We start from the raw sequence: 5,617 nt of genomic DNA, 5'->3' as shown, positions 1-5,617 counted from the left end.
ATATGTATAAAGATGTTGGAAAACACCTTGATGAGCTTTCAAAGAAATGGGAAGAAATCTCTCGGCCTGTGTTTGAAAGAGATTATCCTGAAATTGCAAAGAAAACAAAAGAATACAAAAAGAGAAAAGAAGAAATTATTGCCAAAGCAAACGGAAATATTGAGCAATTCTATGTATCAGATGAGATAGAAAAGTAAGATGGAAGGAAGGGGCACAAGAAGTGTAGAAAAAACTTTAAGGAAGGTGCTCCTTCTTTCTATTTTAACATTCATAGTTCTCGTTTATCTTATATTTAAAAGTATCTCTCTTAAAGAGCTTTTAAAGAGTTTGAAGCCTATTTGGTTTTTAATCCTGTTTATAAATATGGATGTTGTTATCTTATTAAATGCGTTCAAGTTTAAAGAACTTGTGCGGTCACTTAATAGCAACATATCCTACGCTGATTCCTTAAAAATCGTGCTTTCATCAGTTTTTGCATCTAATATCACACCCTATTATTCTGGAGGTATAGCAACACAAATGTATCTATTAAAGAAAATAAAAAGTGATTTTAATTCCTCAACACTTGTTTCAATTTCATATACAATTCTTACGGTTATCGTGTCTCTCATTTTTGCAGTTATTTTTTTTATACTTCCGCATCACTTTATAAAAGGTATTAGGGGAAATTTCTTATTAAGCATTATTGCACTTGCATTTGCACTTTCAAGCCTTGCGCTATTTTTTATGGTAAACCCAGAGAAAACAAAAAACTTTATAAAATTAATGATAAAGAAACTGAATCTTAAAGTTAACGAGACACAAATTATTCTTGAGGTAGATGCATTTTCAGACGGTTTGAGATTCATATTAAAAAATCCGCTAAACTTAACGAAACTCATTTTGATAAGTTTCGTTAGTCAACTTCTCTATGAAATGATTGGACTTACAAGCCTCAAGGCAATAGGAGTGAATTTCAATTTTTATGAAGCTTTTTTAACTCAAATTGCCTCGAATTTCATTGCAACCATAGGGATAACGCCAGGCGGTATGGGCATTGTTGAAGGAAGTTATCTTCTACTCTTCCTTCCAATTGCAAAAAACTTTGCGCCACTTCAAACTTTTCTTTTTAGAATGTTTTCTTATTACATTCCATCTTTAATAGGTGCACTGGTTTTTTATAGAACCCTTGGGAGTTTTTATAGTGAATTCTTATACAAATAAAATTTGTTTAAAATATAATTTTCTGGTATAATTAAACTTGGCCGGATAAACCGGAAAAAGGCATAAATGAGAAGGAGGTAAGGTATGTCTCAAATTGATGATGTAATTGCTAAGGTAAAAACCTTAGACAAGGACCAGCCAGAGTTTATACAGGCTGTTACAGAAGTATTAACGACTCTTAAACCAACAGAAGAAAAGCACCCTGAATTCGTAAAGGCAAAAATCTACGAAAGAATCGTCGAACCAGACAGGGTAATTATGTTTAGAGTTACTTGGGAAGATGATACAGGCGAAGTCCATGTAAATAGGGGCTTTAGAGTTCAATTCAACAATGCTATAGGACCCTACAAGGGTGGGCTAAGATTCCATCCATCTGTAAACCTTGGAATAATTAAATTCCTCGGCTTTGAACAGATCTTTAAGAATGCACTTACAACACTTCCAATGGGTGGTGGAAAAGGTGGATCAGACTTTGATCCAAAAGGGAAAAGTGATAGAGAAGTAATGAGATTTACCTATGCATTTATGAGTGAACTCTTTAGGCACATTGGACCTGATACAGATGTTCCAGCAGGCGATATTGGTGTAGGTGCTCGTGAAATCGGATTTATGTATGGATACTATAAAAAAATCGTAAATGAGCATACAGGAGTCCTTACTGGAAAAGGCTTGGAATATGGAGGATCTCTAATTAGACCCGAAGCCACTGGTTATGGACTTGTTTATTTCACTTCGGAAATGCTTGCAACCAGAAATACTGACTTTGCAAATAAGGTTGTTGCAATAAGTGGTTCTGGAAACGTTGCACAGTATGCTACAGAAAAGGCAATCCAACTTGGTGCGAAGGTAATCACACTATCTGATTCAAACGGAACAGTTGTTGATGAAGAGGGTATTGATGCAAAGAAACTTGCATTTGTTATGGACCTTAAGAATGTTAAGCGTGGAAGAATCAAAGAGTATGTGAACCAGTACCCACATGCAAAATACTTTGAAGGAAAATCCGTTTGGGATGTAATAAGAGATGAAGGCCTTAAAGTTGATATTGCACTTCCATGCGCAACGCAGAACGAAATTGACGCAAGCCATGCAAATGCCCTTGTGAAGAATGGAGTCATTGCAGTAGCAGAGGGTGCAAATATGCCTTCAAACCTCGAAGCAATAAATATCTTTAGAGAAAATAAAGTTCTATATGGCCCCGCAAAAGCGGCAAATGCAGGTGGGGTTGCTGTATCTGGCCTTGAAATGACTCAAAATAGCATAAGACTCCAGTGGTCAAGAGAAGAAGTTGATAACAAATTAAGGGAAATTATGAGGAATATCCACAAGACTTCTCTTGAAGCAGCAGCTCAATATGGCTATCCTGGAGATTACCTTGTTGGTGCAAATATTGCAGGATTCATTAAGGTAGCAAAGGCAATGCTTGCATACGGAATAATTTAAGTAGAAACACCTTATTCTAATGCCCTGCATTATGCAGGGCATTTTATTTTTTATCAAGGTTTTTAAGGAATTCTTGAAGTTTTAAAATCGTTTTTTGAGATACTGAGTGCTCAATAAGACATGCCTCTCTAAAAGCAGTATCATCATCAACTTTTAAGTAGTCTTTAAGAAACCTATAGAGAGTTTTATGTTTCTCCCAAACATTTTTCCCAATACTTTTACCAATTTCAGTTAGCTTAATCCCACCATACGGTGTGTGTTCAATAAGATTTTTTTCTTGCAGTTTTTTAATAATTTCTGAAACTGAAGGAAGCTTAACGCTGAGCAATTCTGCGATATCCTTAATTCGCGCATAACCTTTACTCTCCTGAATTACATATATTGCTTCAAGATAATCTTCCATACCTTTCGTATATTGTGTCATATGAACCTCAAAAGTAAATTCAAAATTCCACCTAAAATCATTGAAAGAACGAATTCAAAAAGGGTTATAAGTATTGCAACCCTTGTTCCAAACTCCCTTTTAAGCATCGCAATTGTTGCAACACAGGGGATGTAAATCATTGTAACAAATCCATATACAAAAATTTGCTTAGGAGTTAAGATTAAGGCAAAATTTGAAGTTTTATAGAATGTAGCAAGCATTATAAGGGTGAGCTCCTTTCTTAAGGCACCAAAAACAAGCGTAAGAGTTGCAAGAGGAGGAAGTCCCAGAATATATGCAAACGGCTTTACTGAAAGCTCAAGATAAGGAAGAAGCTTTAAAAGTATCAGTCCCTCCATAATCGCATTAGAAATAACAATAATAGGTGTTGCAAATGTGAAGAATTCCTTGAGCCTTATCCAAGTTTGTTTAAGAATAATTCTTAAAACAGGTTTTCGATAACGAGGCATTTCCATAATAAGCCCCGTAGGTGTTCCCTTTAGATAGCGATTAAGAAGAAGCCCAACAAAGAAAATGAATACAAAGTCAAGCGCATAGATAAGTATTGCATAAATTGGACCTAAGAATGCCGCAACAAGACCAAAGACAATAACAGAGCGTGCTGAACACGGAACAAGTGTTGCAAGAATTGAGGCAATAATTCTATCTCTTCTTCGTTCCAAAACTCTTGTGCCCATTATGGCAGGAACATTACATCCAAAGCTTTCAATAAGTGGAATAAATGCCTTTCCATGAATACCAATTTTATGCATAAAGGCATCGGTTAAAAATGCAATACGTGCAAGATAGCCCGAATCTTCAAGAAATGAAAGTAACAAATAAAATGGTGCAATATATGGTAAAACAATTCCAAAAGCTGCAACAAGCCCATCAATAAGGCCATCCCAGATGAAAGTTTTTAAAGATTCGTCCAACTTTAATGACATAAAGTGAGGCTTTAAACTATCGAAAAGCCCGCCAATGTAGTCTGAAAGAAAACTTCCAAATTTAAAAACAACAAAAAACATGAAAAGCAATATAAGGGTTAGGAAGAAAAATCCAAAAACTGGGTGAAGTAAGATATCGTCAATTCTATTTGAAAAATCAATTGATCTTTTGGTCTTCTTCCTTAAAACTTCTGCGGTAATTCGAGAAGCAAGTGCATATCGCTCTTGAATTATGATTGTCCTTATAGGCTCACCATGAATTTCTTCAAGCTCCTTTGCTAACTTATCTCTCAAATGAAGTATATCCTTTGGCACAAGTTTTTCAAATTCTTCATCATGCTCTAAAAGTTTTATGGCAAGAAATCTCTTTGAAACATCAAAATCATATGGAGAAAGTGCTTCGACAAGCTTGTTTATCCGCTCTTCAATTTCTTTACCATATTTGGGGAATTTAGGGACATATGTTCTTGAAGCCATAAGGAGAGTTCTTTCAAAAAGCTCTTTAAGACCGATATTTTTTGTTGCAATTGTTTTTACAACAGGTACATTTAAAAGTGATTCAAGTTTTTGTAAATCAATTTCAAAACCGTCTCTTTCAAGTAGATCATATTGATTTAACGCAACAACTGTTTTTGCCCCTATTTCAAGAATTTGTAAAAGAAAAAAAAGATTTCTATACAAGGCCGAGGCATCAACTACAACGATTACAACATCAGGTCGCTCCTTTATTATGAATTCTCTTGTAACAATCTCTTCTTCTGAGTATGTGGAAAGCGAATAAATACCCGGAAGATCAACAACTCGAATTTTTAAACCATTTTTCTCTATATAACCTTCCTGAATTTCAACAGTTTTGCCCGGCCAGTTTCCGATAATCTGGTTTCCACCTGTAAGTTGGTTAAATATAACTGATTTTCCTACATTTGCATTACCTGCAAGAGCGATTGTCAATTGTTTTCTATGAGAATTTGTGCTTCCATTATTCATTTACTTCCTCCACAATGATTTTAGAGGCAATTCCTCTTCCAATTGCAAGCTTTGTTCCTTTAACATTTATTTCAATAGGTCCAATGCCAGTATTCCTACGAACCTCTATTATCTCCCCTTTAAGCACACCCATCTCTTGAAGACGAACAATGTATTGAGGAATATGAATGTGGTGTTTTGGGACCACAAAATCAACAACCTTTACAATCCTATTTGCCTTTACTCTGTCTAAGGTTTCATACATAAATGCATCTCCTTAAAATTAGGAATACCTAACTTTCATTTAAAATTATAGCATATTTACCAACTTAAAGCAACGTATAAAAACAATTGAAAATTTTTTAAAAACTACTTGATTTTTTATTAAAATAATACTAAAATTCTCTAAGGAGGCGATAAAATGAAGAGAAGAGGATTTACATTAGTTGAATTGGCAATCGTTATTGCAATTCTTGGTATTCTTGCAATGTATGCAATACCAAAGTATCAAGGCATGGTTGAGGAAGCAAGAACTGCGCAGGCAAAGGCACAGCTTGGAACAGTAAGATCCGCACTTGCCATTTACTATGCAAAGAACAGCGGAAAATTTCCATCACAACTTGATGGATCAATT

At 35.0% G+C, this 5,617-nt stretch carries 6 protein-coding genes and 1 pseudogene; 4 read left to right on the top strand and 3 right to left on the bottom strand.

All coding sequences use genetic code 11. The features are described 5' to 3' along the window. The 3 genes and pseudogenes from ACP5SP_RS07275 to gdhA all read left to right on the top strand — a co-directional run. A pseudogene (locus tag ACP5SP_RS07275) lies at positions 1 to 197 on the top strand (radical SAM protein); the annotation flags it as partial. A gap of 1 nt (position 198) precedes the next feature. Beyond that, complete coding sequence (locus tag ACP5SP_RS07270; RefSeq protein WP_416085489.1) at positions 199 to 1,203, top strand: lysylphosphatidylglycerol synthase transmembrane domain-containing protein; 1,005 nt, start codon at positions 199 to 201, stop codon at positions 1,201 to 1,203. An 84-nt stretch (positions 1,204 to 1,287) separates the two neighbouring features. After that, positions 1,288 to 2,646, top strand: a complete 1,359-nt coding sequence (gdhA, locus tag ACP5SP_RS07265) for an NADP-specific glutamate dehydrogenase (RefSeq protein WP_416085490.1) — start codon at positions 1,288 to 1,290, stop codon at positions 2,644 to 2,646. Between the two features lie 43 nt (positions 2,647 to 2,689). On the opposite strand, the gene ACP5SP_RS07260 is transcribed toward gdhA, so the two are convergent. Genes ACP5SP_RS07260 through ACP5SP_RS07250 form a run of 3 tightly spaced genes read right to left on the bottom strand, consistent with a single transcriptional unit; the run spans position 2,690 to position 5,248 of the window. Further along, positions 2,690 to 3,070, bottom strand: a complete 381-nt coding sequence (locus ACP5SP_RS07260; RefSeq protein ID WP_416085491.1) for a metal-dependent transcriptional regulator — start codon at positions 3,068 to 3,070, stop codon at positions 2,690 to 2,692. Beyond that, entirely contained in the window at positions 3,067 to 5,004 is a 1,938-nt protein-coding gene (feoB, locus tag ACP5SP_RS07255) for a ferrous iron transport protein B (RefSeq protein ID WP_424587128.1), read from the bottom strand. The genes ACP5SP_RS07260 and feoB overlap by 4 nt, the downstream gene beginning before the upstream one ends. Continuing rightward, complete coding sequence (locus tag ACP5SP_RS07250) at positions 4,997 to 5,248, bottom strand: FeoA family protein (RefSeq protein WP_424597361.1); 252 nt, start codon at positions 5,246 to 5,248, stop codon at positions 4,997 to 4,999. The genes feoB and ACP5SP_RS07250 overlap by 8 nt, the downstream gene beginning before the upstream one ends. 156 nt (positions 5,249 to 5,404) lie before the next feature. Here ACP5SP_RS07250 and ACP5SP_RS07245 point away from each other — a divergent pair. Next, a partial coding sequence (locus tag ACP5SP_RS07245; RefSeq protein WP_428076370.1) for a type IV pilin protein occupies positions 5,405 to 5,617 on the top strand: 213 nt, incomplete at its 3' end.

It is taken from the genome of Caldisericum sp. (genome assembly GCF_049967455.1).
Classification (GTDB): domain Bacteria; phylum Caldisericota; class Caldisericia; order Caldisericales; family Caldisericaceae; genus Caldisericum; species Caldisericum exile_A.
Note: the sequence above shows the minus strand (reverse complement) of the source record. Positions and strands in the feature narration are given on the sequence as shown.